Below are 26,907 nucleotides of genomic sequence, written 5' to 3'. Positions count from 1 at the left end.
GATTTATGTGAAATTTTTTCTGCCAGGCTGTCGAAACGATAACTATGACAACCCTCTATACCGTTCTGCTCTACCTTATTCAGCCGCTTATCTGGCTGCGCCTCTGGCTGCGTGGACGCAAAGCGCCGGCGTACCGTAAACGCTGGGCAGAACGTTACGGCTACTGTACGGGCAAAGTAGAGCCGGACGGCATCGTGCTGCATTCGGTTTCGGTCGGCGAGACGCTGGCGGCGATCCCGCTCGTTCGCGCGCTGCGTCATCGCTATCCTACCCTGCCGATTACGGTGACGACCATGACGCCGACCGGATCTGAGCGCGCGCAGTCGGCGTTCGGCAAAGATGTCCATCATGTTTATCTGCCCTACGATCTGCCGGGCGCCATCAACCGTTTCCTTGACACGGTAAACCCGCGCCTGGTGATTATCATGGAAACCGAGCTGTGGCCTAACATCATCCGCATTCTGCATCAGCGTCAGATTCCGCTGGTGATCGCCAACGCGCGCCTCTCTGAGCGTTCCGCGAAAGGCTATCGCAAACTGGGCGGCTTTATGCGCAATCTGCTGCAAAGCATCACCCTGATTGCCGCGCAAAATGCAGAAGACGGCGACCGTTTTCTGGCGCTGGGCCTGAAACGCTCGCAGCTGGCCGTCACCGGCAGCCTGAAATTTGATATTTCCGTGACGCCTGAACTGGCCGCCAGAGCGGTAACGCTGCGCCGTCAGTGGGCGCCGCGCCGTCCGGTCTGGATCGCCACCAGCACCCATGAAGGCGAAGAGGCCATCGTGCTGGACGCGCATCGCCGTTTACTCCAGACCTTTCCCGATCTGCTGTTGATTCTGGTGCCGCGTCATCCGGAGCGCTTCAGCGACGCGCGCGACCTGACGCAGAAACGCAACTTCAGCTTTATCTTGCGCAGCAGCGGGGAGATCCCTTCTGGTTCGACTCAGGTCGTGATTGGCGACACCATGGGTGAACTGATGCTGCTCTACGGTATCGCCGATCTCGCCTTTGTTGGCGGCAGCCTGGTGGAGCGCGGCGGGCACAACCCGCTGGAACCGGCCGCGCATGCTATTCCCGTGCTGATGGGTCCGCATATCTGGAACTTTAAAGATATTTGCGGCAAGTTGCAGGAAGCGCAGGGGCTGATTACCGTGACCGACGTTATCTCGCTGGAGAAAGAGGTCACCAACCTGCTACAGGATGAAGATTACCGCCTCTACTATGGCCGCCATGCGGTCGAGGTGCTGCACCAGAATCAGGGCGCCTTACAGCGTCTGCTACAGTTACTCGAACCTCATCTACCGCCACGGGCCCATTAATGACCGCTCGCCAACGTCTTTCTGTGGTGATGATCGCCAAAAACGAAGCGGCACTGCTGCCAGCCTGCCTCGATTCGGTTAGCTGGGCGGACGAAATTATTGTGCTGGATTCGGGCAGCAGCGACGATACCGTCGATATTGCTCGTCAGGCTGGCGCGCAAGTATTCCACGCCGAGGCGTGGGCGGGTTTTGGCAAGCAGCGCCAGCGCGCGCAGCGCTATGCCAGCGGCGATATGATTTTGATGATCGATGCCGATGAGCGCGTGACGCCGCCGCTGCGCGCCAGCATTGAGGCAGTGCTGGCGCAGCCGCCTTCCGGCACGGTGTACAGCCTTAGCCGCAGCAACCTGTTTCTCGGTCGTTTCATGCGCCACAGCGGCTGGTATCCGGACCGCGTGATGCGCCTCTATCCGCGCGCGCTGAACTACAACGATAATCTGGTGCACGAGTCGCTGGATACCCAGGGCGCACCTGTGGTCAGGCTGGAGGGCGATCTGCAACATCTGACCTGCCGCGATCTTATTGCCTTCCAGCAGAAGCAGCTGGCCTACGCGGCCGCCTGGGCGCAAGAGCGCCATCAGCGCGGCAAGCGCTGCGGTCTCTTCTCAGTTTTTACCCACTCGCTGGGCGCTTTTCTGAAAACGTTCCTGCTGCGCGCCGGTTTTCTCGACGGCAAACAGGGCTGCCTGCTGGCCGTAGTTAACGCGCAGTACACCTTCAACAAATATTCCGCGCTCTGGGCGCTGAATCATGCCGCAGACAAAGGCCGTTTATGAGCACGAAAGCGATTTATCCCGGCACCTTCGATCCCATTACGCTCGGCCATCTCGACATCGTCACCCGCGCCGCGCAGATGTTTGACCAGCTGGTGCTGGCCATCGCCGCCAGTCCGAGCAAGAAGCCCATGTTTAGCCTGGAAGAGCGCGTCGACCTGTCACGTCAGGTGGTGGCCCATCTGCCAAACGTCGAGGTGGTGGGATTCAGCGATTTGATGGCCAACTTCGCGCGCGCGCAGCAGGCTAACGTGCTGGTGCGCGGTCTGCGCGCGGTATCGGACTTTGAGTATGAACTGCAACTCGCTCATATGAACCGCCATCTGCTGCCGACGCTGGAGAGCGTGTTTCTGATGCCGTCGGAGGGCTTCTCCTTTGTATCCTCTTCGCTGGTGAAAGAGGTCGCGCGCCACGGCGGCGACGTGAGCGCGTTTCTCCCCGCGAACGTGCATCAGGCTTTATTACAAAAGCTGGGCTGATCAGTGCTGGCAGTTGGGGCACCAGAAGGTGCTGCGCTGTCCGTGCTTACCGCTGACAATCGGCGTGCCGCAGGCGCGACAGGGTTCGCCCGCGCGGCCATACACCTGCAACTCCTGAGCAAAATAGCCGGGTTTGCCGTCGCTCTGTAAGAAGTCGCGCAGCGTGGTGCCGCCCTGCTCTATCGAGCGCAGCAGAACGGCTTTAATGGTGGCAGCCAGCAGCTGTGCCTCTTCATTGCTCAGACTCATCGCTGGCCGATCGGGCAGGATCCCGGCAGTGAACAGGGATTCGCTGGCGTAAATGTTGCCGACGCCGACCACCACTTTGTTGTCCATCAGCCACTGTTTTACGACGGTACGCTTGCCGCGCGACTTCTCATACAGATAGTCGCCGCTGAAGGCATCGCTGAGCGGTTCCGGTCCCAGATGCGCCAGCACGTTGCTGCCTTCAGGGTCAGTGCTCCACAGCCAGGCGCCGAAGCGGCGTGGATCGGTGTAGCGCAGCACCTTGCCGTTGCTCATTACCAGATCGACGTGGTCATGCTTCGCGGCGTGCTGCTCTTCAGGCAGCACGCGCAGACTGCCGGACATGCCGAGATGGATAATAATCCAGCCGTGCGGCAGCTCCAGCAGCAGATATTTGGCGCGGCGCTGCACGCTCAACACCGGCTGGTCGCTGAGCGCATGGATCTCCTGCGACACCGGCCAGCGCAGACGGGAATTGCGCACCACCGCATGTAAAATTTTTTCGCCGACCAGATGCGGTTCAATGCCGCGTCGGCTGGTTTCGACTTCAGGTAACTCCGGCATGTTCTCTCCTCAGGAGCAGCAAAAACAAAAAACCCGGCCGGAGCCGGGTTTTTCGCAGAACACCAAAATTATTTAATTTTGGCTTCTTTGTAGATCACGTGCTGACGTACAACCGGATCGAACTTTTTCAGTTCCAGCTTCTCAGGTTTAGTACGTTTGTTCTTCGTGGTGGTATAGAAGTGACCTGTACCAGCAGAGGAAACCAGCTTGATCTTCTCACGAATACCTTTAGCCATGATTCAGTTCCTTAGTACTTCTCACCACGGGCGCGGATTTCGGCCAGAACCGTATCGATGCCCTTTTTATCAATAACACGCATACCTTTAGCAGATACACGCAGAGTAACGAAGCGCTTCTCGCTCTCAACCCAGAAACGGTGTGAGTGCAGGTTCGGAAGGAAACGGCGTTTCGTCGCGTTCATTGCGTGGGAACGGTTGTTACCGGTCACCGGACGCTTTCCAGTTACCTGGCAGACTCGTGACATGTCTATTCTCCAAAAATCAAATCAGCTCGAGCTTTAAAAACTAGGTCTTGGCCGCCTCGTCAGGCTCATAGCCCGCCAGGCGAGTTCCATGTGAACCCGCTAAGCTGGCCCAAACGCCAAACCCGAGATTCTCAAAGGTGGCGTAGTATACGCCGCTCAGCGCAAGTGCTCAAGTCCCGAACAGATAAAGATCCCTGAAGATCGCGCAAAAACCCGCCACCCGCACCTGGCGGAGGCGCCTTTTACAGCCAGCCCCGTTCTGCGAAAGAGACATATTCACCGCGACCGATCACCAGATGATCGAGCAAGCGGATGTTCAGTAAGGTACAGGCCGCGCTCACCTTATGCGTAATGTGGCGGTCGGCGCGACTGGGTTCCGCCATGCCGGAGGGGTGATTATGGGCCAGAATAACCGCCGCCGCGTTGACTTTTAACGCCTCGCGCACAATTTCGCGCGGATGAACCTCGACGCTGTTAATAGACCCCATAAATATTTTTTGCGCCTGTAACACGCGGTGCTGGTTATCAAGAAACAGCGCCATAAAAATTTCACGCTCCTGATGCGCCAGTACGCTTTGCAGATAGTGTCGCGTGATCTGAGGATTGGCCATAACATCCTCCTGCGCCATCTGGCTGGCGAAAAAGCGCCGCGCCAGTTCGGCAATGGCGTGCAGCTGCGCCAGCTTGGCCTCGCCGATACCCTTTATTTCTTTAAAAGCTTCCGGAGCGGCGCTCATGATGTGATAAAGCGAACCGAACCGCTGAAGCAGCTGCTGCGCCAGCGTCATCACATTCATGCCGACGGTACCCGTGCGCAAAAAGATTGCCAGTAGCTCGGCATCGCTCAGCATTTCCGCGCCCGTTGACCGAAGCTTTTCCCTTGGTGTGATACTGTCCATAAATGCCTCCTGCCGTTGACGACATCATGGTTTAATGCTGTATACTTAACCAGTATTTCATGACCAGTTTACGAGGCGGCTCGCAAAGCAAAGGGTGAAAAGGTGTCGGGTCAGTTTTATGATACAGTCCTGCCACCCGGCCGCGCCTGACGCGGCATCCAGCAATATGAGGCGAATAACATGATGGGATTAGCCGGAAAAAAAATTCTGCTCGGCGTAAGCGGAGGCATTGCAGCCTATAAGTCACCGGAGCTGGTGCGCCGCCTGCGCGAACGGGGCGCCGAGGTGCGCGTGATGATGACGCCCGCCGCGAAAGCCTTTATTACGCCGCTCAGCCTTCAGGCCGTTTCCGGCTATCCCGTTTTTGAAGACCTGCTCGATCCGGCCGCGGAAGCGGCGATGGGTCATATCGAACTGGCGAAATGGGCAGACCTGGTGTTGCTGGCGCCGGCGTCGGCTGATTTGATTGCCCGCCTCAACGCCGGCATGGCTAACGATCTGGTGACGACCGCATGCCTCGCCACCGCCGCGCCCATTGCCGTGGTGCCCGCGATGAATCAGCAGATGTATCGCGCCGCCGTAACCCAGCACAACCTGCAACAGCTCCAGGCTCGCGGGCTGTTGATTTGGGGACCCGACAGCGGCAGTCAGGCGTGCGGCGATGTCGGTCCGGGCCGCATGCTCGATCCGCTGGCGATTGTTGACCATGCGGCGCAGTGGGCATCCCCCGTCAACGATCTGCAACATATCAACATTATGATCACCGCCGGTCCTACGCGTGAGGCGCTCGACCCGGTACGCTACATCAGCAATCACAGCTCCGGCAAAATGGGTTTCGCCATCGCCGCCGCCGCCGCGAAGCGGGGAGCGAGAGTGACGCTGGTGTCAGGCCCGGTCGCTCTGCCGACTCCGCCCGGCGTAACGCGGATTGACGTTACCTCTGCGCTGGAAATGGAAGCGGCCGTCATGGCTGACGCAGCGCAACAGCAGATTTTTATCGCCAGCGCCGCCGTCGCGGACTATCGCGCAGCCACCATCGCGGCGGAAAAAATGAAAAAACAGGGCGGTACAGACGATGCCGTCACGCTACAGCTGGTGAAAAACCCGGATATTGTGGCAGGCGTCGCCGCAATGAAACAGGACCGTCCTTATGTGGTTGGATTTGCCGCTGAAACCCAGAATGTGGAAGAATACGCCCGACAAAAACGAGTACGTAAAAACCTGGATCTGATTTGCGCCAACGACGTGGCAAAAGCCGGTCAGGGATTTAACAGCGACACCAATGCGCTTCACCTTTTTTGGCAGGAGGGAGAAAAACGCTTACCGCTCAGCGATAAGTGGCTCCTTGGCCAACATTTATTAGACGAGATAGTCCGCCTTTATGATGAAAAAAATCGACGTAAAGATTCTTGATGCGCGCGTAGGCGCGGAATTTCCGCTGCCCACCTATGCCACCACCGGCTCCGCTGGGCTGGATTTACGCGCCTGCCTGGATAGCGCTCTGGAAATCACCCCCGGCATGACGACGCTGGTGCCAACCGGCCTGGCCATTCATATCGGCGATCCCGGCCTTGCCGCCGTTATCCTGCCGCGCTCCGGCCTGGGCCACAAGCACGGCATCGTGCTGGGCAATCTGGTCGGCCTGATTGATTCCGATTACCAGGGCCAGCTCATGGTCTCCGTGTGGAACCGCGGCCAGCAGAGCTTTACGCTGCAACCAGGCGATCGTCTTGCACAGCTGGTTTTCGTCCCGGTCGTTCAGGCTGAGTTCAACCTGGTGGAAGATTTTGACGCCAGCGCCCGTGGGGAAGGCGGTTTCGGTCACTCAGGCCGCCAGTAACGCCCGTTTTTACTTAACCATCTGTTTATTTCTTACCAGCCTTAAGTCCTGCGCTTATGGCTGATAAGAAGGTGTGCCTGTTTAAGGTGAATTTCAGGGGTTTTTAGGTCATGGCAGAGAAAAAAATCGCCAAACGGAACCGTCGCGAAGAAATTTTGCAGGCGTTGGCGCAAATGCTGGAATCCAGTGACGGCAGCCAGCGCATCACCACCGCTAAGCTGGCGGCCAACGTCGGCGTTTCTGAAGCGGCGCTCTATCGCCACTTCCCAAGCAAAACGCGGATGTTCGACAGCCTGATTGAATTTATTGAAGACAGTCTGATTACTCGCATCAATCTGATCCTGAAAGATGAAAAAGAGACGATGGCGCGCCTGCGTCTTATCGTGCAGTTGATTCTGGGTTTTGGTGAGCGTAATCCGGGGCTGACGCGTATTCTTACCGGTCACGCGCTGATGTTTGAGCAGGATCGTTTGCAGGGGCGCATTAATCAGCTGTTTGAGCGTATTGAAGCGCAGCTGCGTCAGGTGATGCGCGAACGTAAAATGCGCGAAGGCGAAGGCTTTGGGACGGATGAAGCCTTGCTGGCGAGCCAGCTGCTGGCTTTTTGCGAAGGCGTGCTGTCGCGCTACGTGCGTTCAGAGTTTCGCTTCCGCCCCACCGCGGAATTTGAAACCCGCTGGCCGCTGCTGGCCGCTCAGCTGGTCTGATTCGCCGCCTGCTCGCGCGCCAGACGGGATCCCCTTTCCCGGCGGCGGGAAAGGGAAGGTACTGCGATTAAATACCGTACTCTTTCTGGTAGGCGCGCACCTTAGCCAGGTGATCGGCCATTTCCGGCTTCTCTTCAAGATAGCTGATCAGGTCTTTTAGCGTGATGATGGCGGTGACCTGACATTTATAATCGCGCTCCACTTCCTGAATGGCCGAGATGTCGCCCCGGCCGCGCTCCTGGCGATCGAGAGAAATCAACACGCCTGCCAGCGTGGCTTTATGCGCATTAATGATGTCCATAGACTCGCGGATTGCCGTTCCGGCGGTAATCACATCATCAACCAGCATCACGCGGCCCGCCAGCGGGCTCCCCACCAGCAGCCCGCCTTCACCGTGATCTTTCGCCTCTTTGCGATTGAAGCAGTAAGGCACGTCGCGGTCGTGATGATCGGCCAGCGCCACGGCGGTGGTTGTCGCAATGGGAATGCCTTTATAGGCCGGGCCGAACAGCAGATCGAAGTCTACGCCGCCGTCAACTAACGCTTGCGCGTAAAAACGGCCCAGCAGCGCCAGATCGCGGCCGCTGTTGAACAGACCGGCATTGAAGAAATAGGGGCTTTTCCGCCCTGATTTCAGGGTAAACTCGCCGAACTTCAGCACCTGTTTGTTCAGGGCAAATTCAATAAACTGACGCTGCCAGGCTTTCATCTCTCACTCCTCTTCACAAAAAAAAGGCGACTCTCTGGTCGCCTGTTAAATCAGTTGTTCAGCGCCGCTTTCTGCGCCTGAATCAGTTCTTCAATGCCGCCGCGCGCCAGCGCAAGCAGCGAAAGCAGTTCTTCATGGCTGAAGGGTTCGCCTTCTGCGGTACCCTGCACCTCGATCATACGGCCATCTTCCAGCATTACGACGTTCATGTCGGTTTCCGCCGCGGAATCCTCGACATACTCCAGATCGCAGCGCGCTTCGCCCTCTACGATACCCACGGAGATGGCCGCCACCATGCCTTTCATTGGGTTGGCCTTCAGCTTGCCGTCAGCCACCAGCTTATTCAGCGCGTCGGCCAGCGCGACGCACGCCCCGGTAATAGACGCGGTGCGCGTGCCGCCATCCGCCTGAATCACGTCACAGTCCAGCGTGATGGTAAATTCGCCCAGCGCTTTGAGATCGACGGCCGCGCGCAGCGAGCGGGCAATCAGACGCTGGATTTCCAGCGTACGTCCGCCCTGTTTGCCTTTTGCGGCCTCACGCGCCATACGGCTATGGGTAGAGCGCGGCAGCATGCCATATTCGGCGGTAACCCAGCCTTGTCCCTGACCTTTCAGGAAACGCGGAACGCTCTCTTCCACGGTCGCGGTGCAGAGCACTTTAGTTTCGCCGAACTCTACCAGCACCGAGCCTTCGGCGTGTTTAGTGTAGTTTCGGGTCAGGGTGACAGGACGCACCTGCTGTGCGCTTCGGCCTGCTGGACGCATGGTAATCTCCGGCTGAAATGAATTGGCTGCGCATTATACGGACTTCCTCGCCGCCTGTCTTGCTGACGGGATTTCGCCACGGCAGATGAATTTCTGCGATGCCTGTGGCTAAATGCGCCTTCCTCACTCACTGAAAATAAAAAGATGACTTCAATTCTTCATTTCCTGCTGGCGCTGGTGGTGATTTTCGCCCTTGCGCTGCTGGTCAGTCATGACCGCAAACAGATACGTCTGCGTTATCTCCTTCAGCTCATCGTGGTGGAAGCCGCGCTGGGCTGGTTTTTTCTCCACTCGGCCAGCGGCCAGGCGGCAATTGGCGCCTTTAGCGGCTTTTTCGAAAAGCTGCTGACCTTCGCTGCTCAGGGTACCGATTTTGTTTTCGGTAATATGAGCAAGCAGGGCCTGGCCTTTATCTTCCTCGGCGTGCTCTGCCCTATTGTGTTTATTTCAGCCCTGATCGGTATTCTGCAACACTGCCGCATTCTGCCGCTGCTGATCCGCCTGGTCGGCACCTTGCTTTCGCGCGTAAACGGCATGGGCAAGCTGGAGTCGTTCAATGCCGTCAGTACGCTAATCCTGGGTCAGTCAGAAAACTTTATCGCCTATAAAGGTATTCTGGCCGATATTCCGCCTAAACGCCTTTACACCATGGCCGCAACGGCAATGTCTACCGTGTCGCTGTCGATCGTCGGCGCCTATATGACGATGATTGAGCCGAAGTACGTGGTCGCGGCGCTGATGCTCAATATGTTCAGTACTTTTATTATTCTCTCCATTATTAATCCCGGCAAAGCACAGGATGAACAGGCGATTCAACTCGACAAGCTGCACGAAGAGCAAAGCTTCTTTGAGATGCTCGGCGAGTACATTCTGGCGGGCTTTAAGGTGGCGATGATTATTCTGGCGATGCTGATCGGCTTCATTGCGCTGATTGCGGCGGTCAATGCGCTATTCAGCGCGCTGTTTGGCTACAGCTTTCAGCAGGTGCTCGGCTACGTCTTCTACCCTTTTGCCTGGCTGATCGGCATTCCTGCCGCCGATGCGTTACAGGGGGCCAGCATTATGGCGACCAAGCTGGTGGCCAATGAGTTTGTCGCGATGATTGAGCTGCAAAAGGTCGCGGCAGGCATGACGCCGCGCGGACTGGGTATTCTTTCCGTGTTCCTGGTGTCCTTCGCCAATGTCGCCTCTATCGGCATTGTGGCTGGCGCGATTAAAGGGCTGAACGAACAACAGGGCAATGTCGTTTCCCGCTTCGGCTGGAAGCTGGTCTATGGTTCAACGCTGGTGAGCCTGCTGTCAGCGGCCTTTGCCGGCCTGTTTATCTGACCTTTCTACGGCGGCGTTAGCCGCCGTTTCCCTCAAAACCCGACGCAGACCGGCGCATCGACGCGCATAACCGACTCCTGACCAAAGCGCTGTCTGTAGAGCGTGCGCAGCGCTTCTATATCATCATTCACGCTTCTTTCCGTGCCGTGGATCAGCAGCAGCGCTTTGCTCTGCTCCCGCGCCAGTCTGCCGCTCTTCTCCAGCCACTGGCCGTTAGCGTCGTATACGCTCAGTCCGGCTTTAAAGCGCGGCGTTACCTCTTGATCCAGAAACTGCTGCCAGTCTGACGCGCTTACCGTTCCGCCCTGAGGCTTGCTGAGGCCGAACCACAGCGTAGTTTGCATCATCATCTCCCCGCCTGCACAGACAGGAACAGGTCTGGTGGGCGGCGCTGGCGGGCGCGGCGCCTGGCAGCCAGCCAGCATAACGGCCAGCGCCACGGTCAGGACAACAGAGCGGAACATCGGCAATACCCCTATAAAATCAGTCAGCAGCCATCATAAGTGCCTGTCTGCCAAAGCGGAAATGTTTCGTTAATTACAGGCGCTAACGCTTATGCCTGTTAGCGTGCGGTCGGTCTCGCTATACTTGCTGCATTATTTCTGACAAAGAGTAGCCGATTATGATCCGCAGTATGACCGCTTACGCCCGCCGTGAAGCCAAAGGCACCTGGGGCAGCGCCGCCTGGGAGCTACGTTCCGTCAACCAGCGCTACCTGGAAACCTATATCCGCCTGCCGGAGCAGTTCCGTAGCCTGGAGCCGGTAATCCGCGAGCGTATTCGTCAGCGCCTGACGCGCGGCAAGATTGAATGCAACCTGCGCTTTGACGCCGATCCCAGCGCACAGGGCGAACTGATGCTAAATGAAACCCTTGCCCGTCAGCTGGTGCAGGCGGCCAACTGGGTGAAGATGCAGAGCGACGAGGGCGCCATCAATCCCATGGAGATTCTGCGCTGGCCGGGCGTGATGTCTGCGCAGGAGCAGGATCTGGATGCGATTAACGCTCAGCTGCTGAGCGCGCTGGACGGCGCGCTGGATGACTTTATTCTGGCGCGCGAAAGCGAGGGCGCCGCGCTGAAGGCGCTGATTGAACAGCGTCTTGAAGGCGTTACGCAAGAAGTGGCGAAAGTGCGTGCCCAGATGCCTGACATCCTGAAGTGGCAGCGCGAGCGGCTGGTGACAAAGCTGGAAGAAGCGGAAGTTCAGCTGGAGAATAATCGTCTGGAGCAGGAGCTGGTAATGATGGCGCAGCGCATCGACGTGGCGGAAGAGCTGGATCGCCTCGAAGCGCATGTAAAAGAGACCTACAATATCCTGGGCAAAAAAGAAGCCGTGGGACGTCGCCTTGATTTTATGATGCAGGAATTTAATCGCGAGTCGAATACGCTGGGATCAAAATCGATTAATGCCGACGTGACCGCTTCAGCGATTGAGCTGAAGGTGCTGATTGAGCAGATGCGTGAGCAGATTCAGAATATTGAATAAGGCCGCCCGTTGTCGCATTCAGTCGTAGAAAATTGCTCTGGCCCGCTAATTGCGGGCTTTTTTATTGCATCGCCTGTGATTGCATAGCATCTTGTGATTTCTTTCTGCCCAGGGCTGCATCCCGGTGACACACTGACGCTTCACCGCATACTCTCCTCGATCAACAGTACAACGGACGATTACACCAGAAGCATCTTTCCGTAGACTCAGGCCGAAAAGGAGACGCATTTTGCCTGTGGTGAACGGCCATATAGCGCCTAAAAAACAGGACATTTAAGGCGAGTAATTTCCCTTTGTCACGCACCGCCAGCGATCACCCTGTCCCCTCTAACACTGGCGATCGGGTCAGGCTTACCCGCTATCAGGCAGCCGCTAAGATCAGCACACGCAGCCACAATAACCCAACGCTCAGCACTCCAGGTCAGTACACTCGCCCATGCTATTCAGCCATTTTCAGACACGCCTTTGCGAGCAAAGCCAGGGTTCAAAAAGATACTCCTGAAAATTTCGGGCCGTTAATGTGTCTGCAGGCGTCTTTTCTCTCTCGTCTCCAGGATACCTTTTAGAACATCTGCGCGAGCCAGGCAGGTCAGTCTTTCGTAAAGAAGCATAAATATTCATGTCTTGATATGAGTACGCGGCAGAAAAAGGCCCAACCAAACCAAAAAGTTAACAATTCAACTTATTGTTTTGCTGCGATAAAAAACACTTTTTGCTTTTCCCGTCGGGATAATCACTGGCTCAATGAAACATCTCTATCCAAATGATTTCAGGGTTTTACTTTTCATGCCGGCACTTTTTGCTAATCTGCCGGTCCGATTGAGGACTAGCTGTAGCGCCTGGGGAACTTAGGGAAGTGCTTCTTTATGCGATACATACATTCATCACATAAAGGTGCGCTATGAAAAAAACCGGAGCTTTTTGCCGTTCATTGCTGCATCCGCGCTATTGGTTTACCTGGCTTGGTCTGGGTATTCTGTGGCTGCTGGTTCAGCTCCCCTATCCTGTCCTGATGCGTCTTGGCGCTAATGCCGGAACGCTTTCTCGTCACTTTCTGAAGCGCCGCGAGCGTATTACGCGACGCAATATCGAACTCTGCTTTCCCGGTATCGCTGAAAGCGAAATTGAACGCATGATCGCAGGTAACTTTGCTTCGCTGGGCATGGCGCTGGCTGAAACCGGCATTGCATGGTTCTGGTCCGATCGCGCAGTAAAAAAACTGTTCGAAGTTTCCGGTATGCACCATCTGCAATCCGCGATGAAGCAGAAGCGCGGCGTCATGGTCATCGGCGTGCATTTTATGTCGCTGGAACTGGGCGGACGCATTAGCGGTCTGTGTCAGCCGATGATGGCGATGTATCGCCCGCATAATAACCGGGCAATGGAATGGGCGCAGACAAAAGGTCGTATGCGTTCAAATAAGGCGATGATTGACCGTCGTGATCTGCGCGGTATGGTCCATGCGTTGAAAAAAGGCGAATCGGTCTGGTTCGCGCCAGATCAGGATTATGGTCCGAAAGGCAGCGTATTCGCGCCGCTGTTCGCCGTTGAAAAAGCGGCGACCACCAACGGAACCTTTGTGCTGTCGCGGCTGGCTAATCCGGCAATGCTGACTATCGCGCTGATCCGCAATCCTGATAACTACGGCTATCAGCTGATTATCGATCCGGAACTGGAGAATTATCCACACAGCGATGAAGCCGCCGCCGCCGCCTATATGAACAAAGTGATTGAAAGCCAGATTTTGCGCGCGCCAGAGCAGTATCTGTGGCTGCATCGCCGCTTCAAAACGCGTCCGCCAGGCGAAGCTTCGCTCTACGTTTAATCTGCTCCGTATCACAATGCCCTGTTGTGATGCGGTTTTAGCCTTTTGCGACTGGCATCCAGCCGCGGATTGCTGAATGATGAGGTTTCATCTGTTTGTGCAGGAACCTCGTATGGATATGAATCAACAGTGGCAACGTCCTTTGCTCGACGATCGCCTGACACCCTATATTGAGATCGACGCCGCGAGGCTGGAAGATAACCTGCAGACCATGCAGGACAAAGCCAGTCGCGCAGGCGTTAAGCTCCGTCCTCATATCAAAACGCATAAAAGCCTTTATATTGCCCGTCGCCAGCGTCTGCTGGGCGCGTGCGGCATAACCGTCTCTAAGCCAGCGGAAGGTGAGGTATTTATTCGCGGCGGCGAGCGCGACATTTTACTGGCCTATCCCGTCGTCCGCGCGGAGAGCGTAGCCTCCCTGCTAAAACTGGCGGCGCAACATCAGGCAAAGGTCACGCTGATTGTCGATGCGCCCCATGGCGTAGCCGCTATCGCTGAGACTTCTCGTCAGCAGCCCGACGCGGACGTGGCGGTGGCGATTAAAGTGGATGTCGGGCTACACCGTATTGGCGTCGATCCGCACCGCGACGACGCCGTTGCGCTGGCGCAGGCTCTTCAGGCGACGCAGCTGCGTTTTGCCGGTCTGGTGTCTCATGCCGGTCATGCCTATGGCGCAGGAAACCCTGAAGCAATAGCAGAGATCGCGCAGGAAGAGGCGCGGCTAATGCAGCGGGTGCAGCGTAAGTTAAGGGAAGCGGGCTTTACCGATTGTCCGCTTTCCGTGGGGGCCACGCCGACTGCGCTGGCCGCGCCTGTGGCTGCGGGAACCGATGAAATTCGTCCTGGCAATTATGCTCTGCTCGATCTTACCGCCTGCCGACTCGGCCTGAGCCGCGTTAACGATCTGGCGCTTAGCGTGATCGCGCGCGTTGTGGCGGTGAATGACCGTTTCGCCATTATAGATGCCGGCTCCAAAATGCTCAGCTCGGATAAAGGCCCGCACGGAACCAATGCCAGCGGCTTCGGCATCGCTGTAGATGAGAGCGGCGTATGTTATGAGATCGCCAAACTGTCCGAAGAGCATGGTTTTTTGATCTGGCAAGACAACGCGCCTCGCGTCGGTAGCGTGCTGCGTATCTACCCTAATCACAGCTGTGCAGTCATGGCGCAGTCAGACAGCTATGTATTGCGTCATGCGGATGGACGAGCAGAGGTTCAGCCGGTGGACGCGCGCGGCTGCTTTCTCTGACGACTTTATGGCAGGCCATCCGGCCTGCCACTCTGCTGAAATTGCATCTGCGCCACACTTATCGCCGCGTAACATTTTCCCCTTACGTGCAACATGCTTTAATGCCTTTTTAACCACGTTTCGGAGGTAGCATGTTGTCGTCACAGGTTGTCAGCCAGACCATTGCACGTAACTGGTTAGATTTATACGAAACCATCTGGAAACCGGAATATTTTGCCAAATGGGCTTCCGGGTTAAGCAGCGGTACGCTGGAGCAGGAAGGCAGTTACTGGCGCGCCCGCCGACCTGACGGCTCGGTAAAAATCCGCTTTACGCCTCACAATCCGTTTGGCGTGATGGATCACTGGATTGACAGCGGCTTTGGCAAAGAGATTTACATGCCCATGCGAGTGATCGCCAATGAGCAGGGCGCCGAAATTATTATGGTGGTTTATCGTCAGCCGCTGATGTCCGATGATAAGTTTTCTCAAGATATTGAATGGGTCAGAAGCGACCTTGCTCGCCTTAACTGCCTGCTGACGCAGTAAAAATCGCCAAAAAGGCCGTTGGCTTTAGTTTGCGCTGGGCCTTGTCGCTCAGAAAAGTGAAAAAAGTTCGGAAATAAAATATTAGCTTTTCCTTCTCCGTTTTAAACCTTCTTCACCTTTTACAACAGTTTCGTTAAAGCCTGGCGGCCGGGAAAAATCCTGGATCGCCAGCTCTGGCGTTTATCCTCAACGCCTGCATGGCCTGCTTCCTGGATGCGCAGATGTTTTTTCACCGCCCGACTTCCTCACTTTACTGCACAACGATTAATAAACCTTTATGGTCGAACGTAAAAAAATCTCATGCAAATAATGAATCCATTTATTTCTGCGGCAGCGTTATCGGACTTTTCTCATGGTGTTAAATTAAAAAAAACGAGGTATAAATCATTTACACACACAGCAACACCTAAAAATAAAAACATCAGATAAATATAAAAGGGACCCCTCAACCATGACTTTGCTTTCTGAAAAAGAACTTGTTGAGATCGCAGGAAGGATGCTGGCAGGAGAATATAAAACAATAAAAGGATTTACCCAGGATCTGGCCACTTTTCTGCTCAACACAGAGAAGACGGCCTTTTCTAGGGTTAATAAAAATACCGGGGAAATTATTTTTGTATCGGAAATCCATCGCATTGAATCACTATTAACGGGTGAAGTCTGGCGTCAACGTTCAGGACGCCTTTCGGGCAGATGGCATTAATCCTCTGGGTGAGATAGATCGCTATTTCACTCGTCACAGTTTATTCGGTACATGTACCTAACGAGCATATCATGGCGACACGCGAACGAAGTGTTATTAGCGCTAAATGGTCGATTCTCTCTTCGATCAAAATTATCGGCATCGGCGTACTACAGCTTTCTCTTCTGGCTCAGATACTGCAAGCTAATGAGCTGAATTTACTGGCTATTGCTGTTGTCGGGCTGTTGATTATCGATACCCTTGCCGATCGCGGCTACTCCAATGCGCTGATCCGAAGCGGTAACTTATCAGTGCGCGACCAGTCGATACTCTACTGGGGTAATATGCTGCTGAGCCTGCTGATTTTCGCCATGATGTTTATCGGCAGCGACATCATCGGTAAATTCGTGCAGCAACCCGAACTGGCTATTATGGTGGAAATGGTCTCTGTTATTTTTATTATTATCCCTCAGGGACAGCACTACCGCGCTATTTTACAGCGTGAGAAGCAATATACGCGCATTGCCTTCACTGAAACCGTATCCGTGCTTTTTGGCCTGGGCGTGACGCTGTTTACCGTCTGGCTGACGCCGTCGGTGCTGTGCGCCATCTGGGGATACCTTGCGATGGTGTCGGTGCGCATGTTGATTTATTGCTATTACGGCCGTTCAGGCTTTCAGCCGGAATATCGTTTTAACCTGAAAGAATACAGCCGTATTCGCGCAAGAACTCAATAATAAAAACAAGTCTGTATGGTGGGCTCTGGGCATCTGAAGAGATGCATTCGCGTGCTGGCGACAGCACGCTTTTTTCTTATTACTGATTATTATTTCCTTCACAGCAGGCCAGACGTTCTCCGGTCCGCTTATCCATTAGCCTTTCTGTTTTGACGCCGGGCAAAACGCTCCCCGCCCAGACGAATATCGTGCAATTCGTTTTTCTTATCTCACCCGCCCTGTCGCCATTGTTCTTTTCGCGCCTTGCTGGCCTGTTTGCCCGCTTCAGCATAAGTTAAACTGATGCGAAGCGCTCACCTGAGAAATTCTCAGTAGCTGATACGTTCTGAACCTCGTAGCCTTGCCGCCCACCCTCTGGAGCCTGCTATGTTATTAACCGTCCTCTATATCATTGGCATCACGGCAGAAGCCATGACAGGCGCGCTCGCCGCCGGGCGACGCAAAATGGATCTGTTCGGCGTCATTATCATTGCCTCAGTGACGGCGATAGGCGGCGGCTCGGTGCGCGATATTCTGCTGGGACATTACCCTCTGGGCTGGGTCAAACACCCTGAATACATCATGATCGTTGCCGCAGCGGCGGTGCTGACGACCTGGCTTGCCCCGCTGATGACGCACCTGCGTAAAGTCTTTCTGGTGCTCGATGCGCTGGGTCTGGTGGTTTTTTCAATTATTGGCGCGCAGGTCGCCCTGGACAGTGGTCATGCGATGATTATCGCCGCGATCGCCGCCGTTATTACTGGCGTATTTGGCGGGGTGCTGCGAGATATGTTCTGCAACCGTATCCCTCTGGTATTCCAGAAAGAGTTGTATGCCGGTATCGCCTTTGCGTCTGGCTGGATCTATATCCTGCTGCTAAAAACCTCGCTGGCGCACGAAGCCGTCGTCATTATTACCCTGCTGTTCGGCTTTCTGGCACGCCTGCTGGCGCTGCGCTTTCGTCTCGGCTTGCCGGTATTTAACTATCCCCATCCTGAGCACTGAGGCTCTCTGGAATGCCCTGCTGTCGTAGAAAGAGCATCAGCTTTTGAATACTGGCATCCTGCAACATCGCGTGAATACGCCGGGCCAGCACCGCGCCCACGCCGGGCAGTGCCTGCCAGTACTGCGGCTCGCGCTGCTGGATCTCCTGCCATGTCGCATCCGGTAAGGCGTTTAGCGCGCCGCGCGGCAGCGGGATGCCGAGCGCATATATCCAGCGACGCAGCGGCTGCCGCCGCGTCAGGTTAAACCTGTGCCACAGCTGCTGCGCGCGCGTCGGGCTAATGCCGGAGGCCAGCGCGATCTGCTCAGGCGTTAGCGTCAGCCAGGAAAAAAGGTGATCCAGCCTGCCCGTATCCAGCAGGCGCAGCCAGGTGCTGCGCTGCACGCCGGCAATATCCAGTACCGATTTCTGGCTTAGCCAGCTCAGACGCGCCAGCAGCTGCTGCCGACACTGCGGCGTGAAACTCAGACAGCTGAGCGGCGTAAAACGCTCGGGATCGGGCGGCAGCGGGTAGTGACGTTCTCCCACGCGCCACAGCACTCTCTCCAGCCGTGGAATCCCCTGTCCAGCCAGGCTAATGGCAACCTGATCTCCAGCAATAACATCCCAGCTTCGCCATCGCCGCAGCGATCCCAGACTGACCCGCCGGACGGTCTTATCGTCAAGCTGCACCGGCTGGAGATTCAGTACCACAGCAATGTTGCCGGTACGGCCTACGTTAAACTCAACCGAACGCACTTCGCTGGTAACATCCGGCGGACTAAATTTCCACGCCACCGCCCAGTCGCCTTCGCCAGGTCGCCACGCCTTACCTGGCGGGCGCGCTGCCTGATGTACCACGACGCCATCGGTCACAAAAGGCAGCGCCGCGTTGAACCAGCGATCTCGCCAGGCCGCGACCGCCTCTTCATCGCTGACAGGCTGACTCCACTGCTGCGCCAGTCCGAATCCCCAGACGGCAAGCTGTTGCAGACGCGCCTCCATGGCGGCAGGACCATCCGGCCAGCCCCAGATAAACAGGCCGATTTGAGCCAGCAGCGGACCCGGCGTCTGGCTCATTAACGCCCCGGCAACCTGCGGCCGCGCATTCTTTCCGCCGTCGCGTGACTGCTGGTGATCGGTCATCTTCAGGAATAGCTCGCCCTGGAGGACGACACGGGGTGCATGGCTGCTGATTTTTAACGGAATCGCCGGGATCCAGGCCGCCTTCGCCAGCCAGGACTCACCGCGCAGGCCGTCGCCCCGGCTAATCAGCGACGTCAGCCGCCCCGCCTCGTAAACCAGCGTAACGGCAACGCCGTCGATTTTCGGCTGAACCCATAAATCCTGTCGGTCTTGCATCCAGTACGCCAGCTCCAGCTTATCGCGCAGCTTTTTAACGCCGGTATGGGCGACCGGATGGTCCACCTTGCCGTTCGCGGGCAGCTGCGGCGCATAAGCCGGCTGCGCGGCGCTGAAGCAGCGCCGCCAGATAGTGAGACGCTGCAACAGGCTATCGTAATCCGCATCGCTGACCTGATTTTCTCCTGCGCGATAATAGGCGTCATCCCAGCGTTGCAGCTGCTGCTGTAGACGCGTGATTTCGCTGGCGGCGCGGGCAGGCGTCCATACCGGACAAAGCCCATGCGCCGGACCGATAATCAGCAGCAGCAGCCCCAGAAGCAGGCGTAATTTCTCTTTCATGGCGGGCCTCCTTGACGTTTTGCCTATTGAAACGACCTGTAAAAGGCAAAGCGACTGCTAAAGGCCCAAAACGGAACAGGCTATGCAGCAAAAGAGGTGAATTGCAGGCTGGCGCGCAAGAGTCTGCGCATCATGCCGCAAAAGATTTAGCGCGACGCGACGCGCAAACGCTGCGTGACGGCGCTAAGCCGTGTATACTGTGCAGGAAATCGACTCCGCTCTTTACTCAATTCAAGAAGACCATGGCTCAAGGCACGCTTTTTATTGTTTCCGCCCCCAGCGGCGCGGGTAAATCCAGCCTGATTCAGGCGTTACTGAAGACACAACCGCTGTACGATACGCAGGTGTCCATTTCTCACACCACACGCGGTATGCGTCCCGGCGAAGTCCATGGCGAACACTACTACTTCGTGTCGAAGGATGAGTTTGAAGCGATGATCGCGGCAGACGCTTTCCTTGAGCACGCAAAAGTCTTCGACAACTATTACGGCACGTCGCGTAAAGCTATCGAGCAGGTGCTCTCTACCGGCGTCGATGTGTTTCTGGACATCGACTGGCAGGGCGCCCAGCAGATCCGCGCCAGAATGCCCGCCGCGCGCAGTATCTTTGTACTGCCGCCTTCGCAGGATGAGCTTGATCGCCGTCTGCGCGGCCGCGGTCAGGATAGCGAAGAGGTGATTGCCCGTCGTATGGCGCAGGCGGTCTCCGAGATGAGCCACTATGCCGAATACGACTATTTAATTATTAATGATGATTTCGATCTGGCCTTGTCCGATCTGAAAACCATTATCCGCGCTGAACGCCTGCGCATGGGGCGTCAGAAGGCGCGCCATGATGCTTTAATCAGCAAACTATTGGCAGTCTGAAGTCAGTTTCAGTATTATGCCCAGTCATTTCTTCATCTGTGGAGTAGCACACCTATGGCACGCGTAACCGTTCAGGACGCAGTAGAAAAAATTGGTAACCGTTTTGACCTGGTGTTGGTCGCTGCACGTCGTGCACGTCAGATGCAGGTAGGCGGCAAAGATCCGCTGGTTCCGGAAGAGAACGATAAAGCCACCGTTATCGCCCTGCGCGAAATCGAAGAAGGCCTGATCACTAACCAGATTCTGGACGTGCGCGATCGTCAGGAACAGCAAGAGCAGGAAGCCGCTGAATTACAAGCCGTTACCGCTATTGCTGAAGGTCGTCGTTAACAGCAACCTACAGGCCACCCTTGTATCTGTTTGAAAGCCTCAATCAGCTGATTGAAAAATACCTGCCGGAGGAGCAAATCAAGCGCCTCCAGCAAGCGTACCTTGTCGCACGTGATGCTCACGAGGGACAGACACGCTCCAGCGGCGAACCCTATATCACACATCCCGTTGCCGTCGCCTGTATTCTGGCGGAGATGAAGCTCGACCATGAAACGCTGATGGCCGCGCTGCTGCACGACGTGATCGAAGACACGCCCGCCACCTATCAGGATATGGAGCAGCTGTTCGGCAAGAGTGTCGCCGAGCTGGTGGAAGGGGTTTCAAAGCTGGATAAGCTGACCTTCCGCGACAAAAAAGAGGCGCAGGCAGAGAACTTCCGCAAGATGATTATGGCGATGGTGCAAGACATCCGCGTCATTCTGATCAAGCTGGCCGACCGCACGCACAATATGCGCACGCTGGGCGCGCTGCGCCCGGACAAGCGTCGTCGCATCGCGCTGGAAACCCTGGAGATCTACAGTCCGCTGGCGCATCGCCTGGGTATCCATCACCTGAAAACCGAGCTGGAAGAGCTGGGTTTTGAGGCGCTCTACCCTAATCGCTATCGCGTGATTAAAGAGGTGGTGAAAGCGGCGCGCGGCAACCGCAAAGAGATGATTCAGAAGATCCTGTCAGAAATCGACGGGCGTCTACAGGAAGCGGGCATTCCCTGTCGCGTCAGCGGGCGGGAAAAACATCTCTACTCTATCTACCGCAAAATGACGCTGAAAGAGCAGCGCTTTCACTCCATCATGGATATTTACGCTTTCCGCGTCATCGTGAAGGATGTGGATACCTGCTATCGCGTACTGGGTCAGATGCACAGCCTGTACAAACCGCGTCCAGGCCGTATGAAAGATTATATCGCTATCCCCAAAGCCAACGGCTATCAGTCGCTGCATACCTCGATGATTGGCCCGCACGGCGTGCCGGTTGAGGTGCAGATCCGTACCGAAGATATGGATCAAATGGCGGAAATGGGGGTCGCCGCGCACTGGGCCTATAAACAGGCGGGCGAAAGCGGCACCACCGCGCAGATTCGCGCTCAGCGCTGGCTGCAAAGCCTGCTGGAGCTACAGCAGAGCGCGGGCAGCTCCTTTGAATTTATCGAAAGCGTAAAATCCGATCTCTTCCCGGATGAGATCTATGTCTTTACGCCGGAAGGCCGCATCGTTGAACTTCCCGCTGGCGCGACGCCGGTGGATTTCGCCTATGCGGTGCATACCGATATTGGCCACGCCTGCGTGGGCGCGCGCGTAGACCGTCAGCCCTATCCGCTGTCGCAGCCGCTCACCAGCGGTCAGACCGTAGAAATTATTACTGCGCCAGGCGCGCGACCCAACGCGGCCTGGCTCAACTTTGTCGTCAGCTCCAAAGCGCGCGCCAAAATTCGTCAGCTGCTGAAAAATCTCAAGCGCGAAGACTCGGTTAACCTGGGGCGTCGCCTGCTGAGCCATGCGCTCGGCGGCAGCCGCAAGCTGGCCGAGATCACGCCAGAGAATATCCGGCAGGAGCTGGACCGCATGAAGCTCACCTCGCTGGACGATTTGCTGGCCGAAATTGGCCTGGGCAACGCCATGAGCGTGGTGGTGGCGAAGAACCTGTTGCAGTCCAGCAACGCGACGCCGCCGAGCACCAGCAAGCGCGGCAAGCTGCCTATCAAAGGCGCGGATGGCGTGCTGATTACCTTCGCGAAATGCTGCCGACCCATTCCCGGCGATCCGATTGTGGCGCACGTTAGCCCCGGCAAAGGGCTGGTGGTGCATCATGAATCCTGTCGTAATATTCGCGGCTACCAGAAAGAGCCGGAAAAATTCATGCCGGTAGAGTGGGATAAGGTCACCGATCAGGAGTTCGTGGCGGAGATTAAGGTGGATATGTTCAACCACCAGGGCGCGCTCGCTAACCTGACGGCGGCAATCAATACCGCAGGCTCCAACATCCAGAGTCTGAATACCGAAGAGCGCGATGGCCGTGTTTACAGCGCCTTTATCCGCCTGACCGCGCACGATCGCGTCCATCTGGCGAATATTATGCGTAAAATCCGCGTAATGCCGGACGTAATCAAAGTCCACCGTAATCGTAATTAGCCATGAACGCCCAACGCTTTGCTCGTATTCAGGAGATGCTGGCGCTCCGCCAGCACGATCTCACCGTCTGCATGGAACAGGTGCACAAGCCGCACAACGTGTCGGCGGTGATCCGCACCGCAGACGCGGTAGGCATTCATGAAGTCCATGCCGTCTGGCCCAGCGAGCGTATGCGCACCATGGTCTCGGCGTCCGCTGGCAGCAACAGCTGGGTAAAGGTAAAAACCCACCGCAATATCGCCGAGGCGGTGACGCATCTGAAAGATCGCGGCATGCAGGTGCTGGCAACGAACCTGTCGGCGAAAGCGGTCGACTTTCGCGACATCGACTATACCCGCCCCACCTGCATTCTGATGGGACAGGAGAAGACCGGCATTACCGCCGAAGCCCTGGCTCTGGCCGATCGCGATATTATTATTCCTATGGTCGGTATGGTGCAGTCGCTCAACGTTTCTGTCGCCTCCGCGCTGATCCTGTATGAAGCGCAGCGCCAGCGGCAGAACGCCGGACTCTACCAGCGCCAGCACAGCCTGCTGGATGAGGACGAGCAGCAGCGTCTGCTGTTTGAAGGCGGCTATCCGGTACTGGCGCGCGTGGCCAGGCAGAAAGGTCTGCCCTACCCCCACATTAACGCCCAGGGCGAAGTGGAAGCCGACGCTGACTGGTGGGCCACGATGCAGGCCTCAGGGAAAAAGAAATGAAAGGCCGCCTGCTGGATGCCATTCCGCTCAGTACCCTGACCGGCGTCGGTGCCAGCCAGGCGGCAAAACTGGCTAAGCTTGGCCTGCACACGATTCAGGATCTGCTGCTCCATCTCCCTTTACGCTACGAAGACCGCACCCAGCTTTATGCCATCAACGATCTGCTGCCCGGCATCTGGGCCACGGTAGAGGGCGAAGTGTTGCAGTCTGACGTTACCTTTGGCCGACGTCGCATGCTGGTGTGTCAGATCAGCGACGGCAGCGGCGTGCTGACTCTGCGCTTCTTCAACTTTAATGCCGGGATGAAAAACAGCCTCTCGCCAGGCCGCCGCGTCACCGCCTATGGTGAGATTAAACGCGGTCAGCGCGGCGCGGAAATTATTCATCCTGAGTATCGCGTTCAGGGCGAACAGAGTCCGGTCACGCTGGAAGAGACCCTGACGCCGGTCTATCCCACCACCGAAGGCATTCGCCAGGCCACGCTGCGCAGTCTGACCGATCAGGCGCTGACGCTGCTGGAGAGCGTGCCGATTGCCGAACTGCTGCCGCAGGAGCTGGCTCAGGGCCTGATTAGCCTGCCGGAAGCGCTACATACGCTGCATCGTCCGCCGCCGGACCTGCGTCTGAGCGAGCTGGAAAGCGGACGCCATCCGGCACAGCGTCGTCTGATACTGGAAGAGCTGCTGGCGCACAATCTCAGTATGCTGGCGGTGCGTGCGGGCGCCCAGCGCTACTACGCGCTACCGATGGCGCCTCGCCACACGCTGAGCCAGAAGCTTCTGGCGGCGCTGCCCTTCTCGCCTACCAATGCGCAAAAGCGCGTAGTGCAGGAGATTGAGCAGGATCTGGCCAATGATTTCCCGATGATGCGTCTGGTACAGGGCGACGTCGGCTCCGGTAAAACCCTGGTGGCCGCGCTGGCCGCGCTTGACGTCATTGCGCACGGCAAACAGGTGGCGCTGATGGCGCCGACGGAGCTGCTGGCAGAGCAGCACGCTAATAACTTCCGCAGCTGGTTTGCCCCGCTGGGAATTGAAGTCGGCTGGCTGGCTGGCAAGCAGAAAGGCAAAGCGCGTCAGGCGCAGCAGGAGGCGATCGCCAGCGGCCAGGTCGCGATGGTGGTGGGCACCCACGCGCTCTTTCAGGAACAGGTACAGTTCAACGGGCTGGCGCTGGTGATTATCGACGAACAGCACCGCTTCGGCGTGCATCAGCGGCTGGCGCTGTGGGAGAAAGGGGAAGAGCAGGGCTTCCATCCGCACCAGCTGATTATGACCGCGACGCCGATTCCGCGAACGCTGGCGATGACCGCCTACGCCGATCTCGATACCTCGACCATTGACGAGCTGCCGCCGGGCCGTACCCCCGTTACCACCGTGGCGATTCCAGACAGCCGCCGCGACGAGATTATCGCGCGCGTGCGGCACGCCTGCCAGGAGGGTCGTCAGGCATACTGGGTGTGCACGCTGATCGAAGAGTCCGATCTGCTGGAGGCGCAGGCGGCGGAAGCAAGCTGGGAAGCGCTAAAAGCCGCGCTGCCCGATCTGAATATCGGCCTGGTGCATGGCCGCATGAAGCCTGCGGAAAAACAGGCGGTGATGGCGGCTTTCAAAGCCAATGAGCTTCAGCTGCTGGTTGCGACGACGGTTATTGAAGTCGGGGTTGACGTGCCCAACGCCAGTCTGATGATTATTGAAAACCCGGAGCGTCTGGGTCTGGCGCAGCTGCATCAGCTGCGCGGACGCGTCGGACGCGGCGCGGTGGCGTCCCACTGCGTACTCCTCTATAAAGCGCCGCTGAGCAAAACCGCCCAGCGTCGTTTACAGGTATTGCGCGACAGCAACGACGGCTTTGTGATTGCCCAGCACGATCTGGAGATCCGCGGACCCGGCGAGCTGCTGGGCACCCGCCAGACCGGCAACGCCGAATTTAAGGTTGCCGATCTGCTACGCGATCAGGCGATGGTGCCGGAAGTGCAGCGCGTCGCGCGACATATCCACCAGCACTATCCTGAGCAGGCGAAGGCGCTGATCGAACGCTGGCTGCCGGAAACCGCTCGCTACACCAACGTCTAATCTCTTCCTCTTCTCTTTTGCCGCGCCAGCAGGCGTCGCCGCATTAAGATAAAGCGTGGCAAACGATTGCTTTCAGCGATAAGCGGTTTAAAATCCCCTCCTTCACAGACCGGGAAGCCTTGTTATGTCCGTTAATCAACCAGACGCCTCACTCACTACGGCAGCCGCGCCGCGCCAGAGTGAACTGATTTACCGCCTTGAAGACCGTCCGCCGCTGCCGCAAACCCTGTTTGCCGCGGGTCAGCATCTGCTGGCGATGTTCGTGGCGGTGATTACCCCCGCACTGCTGATCTGTCAGGCGCTGGGCCTGCCTGCGCAGGACACGCAGCACATTATCAGCATGTCGCTGTTCGCCTCCGGCGTGGCATCGGTTTTACAAATCAAAACCTGGGGACCGGTGGGTTCGGGTCTGCTGTCGATTCAGGGCACCAGCTTTAACTTTGTGACGCCGCTGATCATGGGCGGCATGGCGCTGAAAAACGGCGGCGCGGACGTGCCGACCATGATGGCGGCGCTGTTCGGCACCCTGATGGTGGCGTCCTGTACAGAGATGGTGCTGTCGCGCGTGCTGCATCTGGCTCGCCGCATTATTACGCCGCTGGTTTCCGGTGTGGTCGTAATGATTATCGGCCTGTCGCTGATTCAGGTCGGGCTGACCTCGATTGGCGGCGGCTTCGCCGCGATGAACGATCACAGCTTCGGCGCGCCGAAAAACCTGCTGCTGGCGGGCGTGGTGCTGGCGGTAATCATTGTGCTGAATCGCCAGCGCAATCCCTATTTGCGCGTCGCGTCGCTGGTGATCGCAATGGCTGTCGGCTACGTCGCCGCCTGGCTAATGGATATGCTGCCGCAAAGCGCGGCGCCGGTCAGCCAGCCGCTGATCGCCGTCCCGACGCCGCTTTATTACGGCCTGGGGTTTGACTGGAATTTGCTGATCCCGCTGATGCTGGTGTTTATGGTGACCTCGCTGGAAACCATTGGAGACATTACTGCGACGTCAGACGTTTCGGAACAGCCGGTCAGCGGCCCGCTCTATATGAAACGCCTGAAAGGCGGCGTACTGGCGAATGGGCTGAACTCCTGCGTTTCCGCCCTGTTTAACACCTTCCCTAACTCCTGCTTTGGGCAGAACAACGGCGTGATCCAGCTGACCGGCGTCGCCAGCCGCTATGTGGGCTTTGTGGTTGCGCTGATGCTGATTGTGCTGGGTCTGTTCCCGGCAGTAAGCGGTTTTGTGCAGCATATTCCGGAGCCGGTGCTGGGCGGAGCGACCATCGTGATGTTCGGCACCATTGCCGCCTCCGGCGTGCGCATCGTGTCGCGTGAACCGCTTAACCGCCGCGCGATTATGATTATCGCCCTGTCGCTGGCGGTTGGACTGGGCGTGTCGCAGCAGCCGCTCATTCTGCAATTCGCGCCGGACTGGCTCAAGACGCTGCTCTCTTCCGGCATCGCCGCAGGCGGCATTACCGCTATCGTACTGAACCTGATTTTCCCGCAGGAAAAGTAACCTCTT

General features: G+C 57.0%; 27 protein-coding genes and 1 pseudogene. 20 read left to right on the top strand and 8 right to left on the bottom strand.

Features of this window, described 5'->3' with window-relative positions; all coding sequences use genetic code 11:
• Positions 1 to 44: 44 nt before the first annotated feature.
• From waaA to coaD, 3 genes are read left to right on the top strand one after another with little or no spacing between them, the layout of a single operon-like run.
• Positions 45 to 1,319, top strand: a complete 1,275-nt coding sequence (gene waaA / locus BBB56_RS11000) for a lipid IV(A) 3-deoxy-D-manno-octulosonic acid transferase (RefSeq protein ID WP_123801004.1) — start codon at positions 45 to 47, stop codon at positions 1,317 to 1,319.
• On the top strand, positions 1,319 to 2,095 hold the full coding sequence (locus BBB56_RS10995; protein ID WP_123801003.1) for a glycosyltransferase family 2 protein: 777 nt from the start codon (positions 1,319 to 1,321) through the stop codon (positions 2,093 to 2,095). Before waaA ends, BBB56_RS10995 begins: the two co-directional genes overlap by 1 nt.
• Complete coding sequence (gene coaD / locus BBB56_RS10990) at positions 2,092 to 2,571, top strand: pantetheine-phosphate adenylyltransferase (RefSeq protein WP_123801002.1); 480 nt, start codon at positions 2,092 to 2,094, stop codon at positions 2,569 to 2,571. Before BBB56_RS10995 ends, coaD begins: the two co-directional genes overlap by 4 nt.
• Here the strand turns inward: coaD and mutM are convergent, their stop codons facing one another.
• From mutM to radC, 4 genes are all read right to left on the bottom strand, one after another.
• The gene (mutM, locus tag BBB56_RS10985; RefSeq protein WP_123801001.1) at positions 2,572 to 3,381 is read right to left on the bottom strand and encodes a bifunctional DNA-formamidopyrimidine glycosylase/DNA-(apurinic or apyrimidinic site) lyase; all 810 of its coding nucleotides are present in this window, start codon (positions 3,379 to 3,381) and stop codon (positions 2,572 to 2,574) included.
• Positions 3,382 to 3,449: 68 nt separating this feature from the next.
• The gene (gene rpmG / locus BBB56_RS10980) at positions 3,450 to 3,617 is read right to left on the bottom strand and encodes a 50S ribosomal protein L33 (RefSeq protein WP_001051798.1); all 168 of its coding nucleotides are present in this window, start codon (positions 3,615 to 3,617) and stop codon (positions 3,450 to 3,452) included.
• A gap of 11 nt (positions 3,618 to 3,628) precedes the next feature.
• Entirely contained in the window at positions 3,629 to 3,865 is a 237-nt protein-coding gene (gene rpmB / locus BBB56_RS10975; protein WP_010616494.1) for a 50S ribosomal protein L28, read from the bottom strand.
• 242 nt (positions 3,866 to 4,107) lie between these two features.
• Positions 4,108 to 4,764 (bottom strand): RadC family protein, encoded by a 657-nt coding sequence (radC, locus tag BBB56_RS10970; RefSeq protein WP_123801000.1) that lies wholly within the window; start codon positions 4,762 to 4,764, stop codon positions 4,108 to 4,110.
• A gap of 180 nt (positions 4,765 to 4,944) precedes the next feature.
• On the opposite strand from radC, the gene coaBC reads away from it, so the two are divergent.
• The 3 genes from coaBC (at position 4,945) to slmA (ending at position 7,311) form a co-directional block, all read left to right on the top strand.
• Positions 4,945 to 6,177, top strand: coding sequence for a bifunctional phosphopantothenoylcysteine decarboxylase/phosphopantothenate--cysteine ligase CoaBC (gene coaBC, locus BBB56_RS10965; protein ID WP_123800999.1), 1,233 nt, complete (start codon positions 4,945 to 4,947; stop codon positions 6,175 to 6,177).
• A complete protein-coding gene (gene dut, locus BBB56_RS10960; RefSeq protein WP_123800998.1) occupies positions 6,146 to 6,604 on the top strand; it encodes a dUTP diphosphatase in 459 nt (152 codons plus the stop codon). Before coaBC ends, dut begins: the two co-directional genes overlap by 32 nt.
• Before the next feature lie 110 nt (positions 6,605 to 6,714).
• Positions 6,715 to 7,311, top strand: a complete 597-nt coding sequence (slmA, locus tag BBB56_RS10955) for a nucleoid occlusion factor SlmA (RefSeq protein ID WP_123800997.1) — start codon at positions 6,715 to 6,717, stop codon at positions 7,309 to 7,311.
• A 67-nt stretch (positions 7,312 to 7,378) separates the two neighbouring features.
• Here slmA and pyrE read toward each other — a convergent pair whose 3' ends face one another.
• Together pyrE and rph are read right to left on the bottom strand one after the other, a co-directional pair.
• Positions 7,379 to 8,020, bottom strand: coding sequence for an orotate phosphoribosyltransferase (gene pyrE / locus BBB56_RS10950; protein ID WP_123800996.1), 642 nt, complete (start codon positions 8,018 to 8,020; stop codon positions 7,379 to 7,381).
• Between the two features lie 50 nt (positions 8,021 to 8,070).
• The gene (gene rph / locus BBB56_RS10945) at positions 8,071 to 8,787 is read right to left on the bottom strand and encodes a ribonuclease PH (protein WP_033754298.1); all 717 of its coding nucleotides are present in this window, start codon (positions 8,785 to 8,787) and stop codon (positions 8,071 to 8,073) included.
• A 144-nt stretch (positions 8,788 to 8,931) separates the two neighbouring features.
• Here rph and BBB56_RS10940 point away from each other — a divergent pair, with 144 nt between their 5' ends.
• Positions 8,932 to 10,116, top strand: a complete 1,185-nt coding sequence (locus tag BBB56_RS10940) for a NupC/NupG family nucleoside CNT transporter (protein ID WP_123800995.1) — start codon at positions 8,932 to 8,934, stop codon at positions 10,114 to 10,116.
• A 32-nt stretch (positions 10,117 to 10,148) separates the two neighbouring features.
• On the opposite strand, the gene BBB56_RS10935 is transcribed toward BBB56_RS10940, so the two are convergent.
• Positions 10,149 to 10,580 (bottom strand): DUF3574 domain-containing protein, encoded by a 432-nt coding sequence (locus tag BBB56_RS10935; RefSeq protein ID WP_123800994.1) that lies wholly within the window; start codon positions 10,578 to 10,580, stop codon positions 10,149 to 10,151.
• 158 nt (positions 10,581 to 10,738) lie between these two features.
• Here BBB56_RS10935 and BBB56_RS10930 point away from each other — a divergent pair, with 158 nt between their 5' ends.
• From BBB56_RS10930 to BBB56_RS10900, 7 genes are all read left to right on the top strand, one after another.
• Positions 10,739 to 11,602 (top strand): YicC/YloC family endoribonuclease, encoded by an 864-nt coding sequence (locus BBB56_RS10930; RefSeq protein ID WP_123800993.1) that lies wholly within the window; start codon positions 10,739 to 10,741, stop codon positions 11,600 to 11,602.
• 901 nt (positions 11,603 to 12,503) lie between these two features.
• The gene (gene lpxP, locus BBB56_RS10925) at positions 12,504 to 13,427 is read left to right on the top strand and encodes a kdo(2)-lipid IV(A) palmitoleoyltransferase (protein WP_123800992.1); all 924 of its coding nucleotides are present in this window, start codon (positions 12,504 to 12,506) and stop codon (positions 13,425 to 13,427) included.
• A 112-nt stretch (positions 13,428 to 13,539) separates the two neighbouring features.
• Positions 13,540 to 14,676: an alanine racemase gene (locus BBB56_RS10920; protein WP_123800991.1), complete on the top strand. Its 1,137-nt coding sequence runs from the start codon at positions 13,540 to 13,542 to the stop codon at positions 14,674 to 14,676.
• A gap of 131 nt (positions 14,677 to 14,807) precedes the next feature.
• The gene (locus BBB56_RS10915; RefSeq protein WP_123800990.1) at positions 14,808 to 15,203 is read left to right on the top strand and encodes a polyketide cyclase; all 396 of its coding nucleotides are present in this window, start codon (positions 14,808 to 14,810) and stop codon (positions 15,201 to 15,203) included.
• 451 nt (positions 15,204 to 15,654) lie between these two features.
• Positions 15,655 to 15,906: a hypothetical protein gene (locus BBB56_RS10910; RefSeq protein ID WP_123800989.1), complete on the top strand. Its 252-nt coding sequence runs from the start codon at positions 15,655 to 15,657 to the stop codon at positions 15,904 to 15,906.
• Between the two features lie 71 nt (positions 15,907 to 15,977).
• Positions 15,978 to 16,622, top strand: coding sequence for an oligosaccharide flippase family protein (locus BBB56_RS10905; RefSeq protein WP_123800988.1), 645 nt, complete (start codon positions 15,978 to 15,980; stop codon positions 16,620 to 16,622).
• 366 nt (positions 16,623 to 16,988) lie between these two features.
• The gene (locus BBB56_RS10900) at positions 16,989 to 17,606 is read left to right on the top strand and encodes a trimeric intracellular cation channel family protein (RefSeq protein ID WP_033754272.1); all 618 of its coding nucleotides are present in this window, start codon (positions 16,989 to 16,991) and stop codon (positions 17,604 to 17,606) included.
• On the opposite strand, the pseudogene ligB reads toward BBB56_RS10900, so the two are convergent.
• Positions 17,547 to 19,290: pseudogene (ligB, locus tag BBB56_RS10895) on the bottom strand (NAD-dependent DNA ligase LigB); the annotation flags it as partial. The gene BBB56_RS10900 and the pseudogene ligB sit on opposite strands and share 60 nt — an antisense overlap.
• A 242-nt stretch (positions 19,291 to 19,532) precedes the next feature.
• Here ligB and gmk point away from each other — a divergent pair.
• The 6 genes from gmk to BBB56_RS10865 all read left to right on the top strand — a co-directional run bounded on the left by gmk (position 19,533) and on the right by BBB56_RS10865 (position 26,901).
• A complete protein-coding gene (gene gmk / locus BBB56_RS10890) occupies positions 19,533 to 20,156 on the top strand; it encodes a guanylate kinase (RefSeq protein ID WP_123800986.1) in 624 nt (207 codons plus the stop codon).
• A 54-nt stretch (positions 20,157 to 20,210) separates the two neighbouring features.
• Positions 20,211 to 20,486, top strand: coding sequence for a DNA-directed RNA polymerase subunit omega (gene rpoZ, locus BBB56_RS10885; protein WP_013511051.1), 276 nt, complete (start codon positions 20,211 to 20,213; stop codon positions 20,484 to 20,486).
• A gap of 20 nt (positions 20,487 to 20,506) precedes the next feature.
• Positions 20,507 to 22,615 (top strand): bifunctional GTP diphosphokinase/guanosine-3',5'-bis pyrophosphate 3'-pyrophosphohydrolase, encoded by a 2,109-nt coding sequence (gene spoT, locus BBB56_RS10880; RefSeq protein WP_123800985.1) that lies wholly within the window; start codon positions 20,507 to 20,509, stop codon positions 22,613 to 22,615.
• A gap of 2 nt (positions 22,616 to 22,617) precedes the next feature.
• A complete protein-coding gene (gene trmH, locus BBB56_RS10875) occupies positions 22,618 to 23,316 on the top strand; it encodes a tRNA (guanosine(18)-2'-O)-methyltransferase TrmH (protein WP_123800984.1) in 699 nt (232 codons plus the stop codon).
• A complete protein-coding gene (gene recG / locus BBB56_RS10870; protein WP_123800983.1) occupies positions 23,313 to 25,391 on the top strand; it encodes an ATP-dependent DNA helicase RecG in 2,079 nt (692 codons plus the stop codon). Before trmH ends, recG begins: the two co-directional genes overlap by 4 nt.
• 124 nt (positions 25,392 to 25,515) lie before the next feature.
• The gene (locus tag BBB56_RS10865; protein ID WP_123800982.1) at positions 25,516 to 26,901 is read left to right on the top strand and encodes a nucleobase:cation symporter-2 family protein; all 1,386 of its coding nucleotides are present in this window, start codon (positions 25,516 to 25,518) and stop codon (positions 26,899 to 26,901) included.
• Positions 26,902 to 26,907 lie beyond the last annotated feature (6 nt).

Origin of the sequence: Candidatus Pantoea deserta (genome assembly GCF_003813865.1) — a bacterium.
GTDB classification, from domain to species: domain Bacteria; phylum Pseudomonadota; class Gammaproteobacteria; order Enterobacterales; family Enterobacteriaceae; genus Pantoea; species Pantoea deserta.
This window is presented reverse-complemented; position numbering and strand designations above follow the sequence as displayed.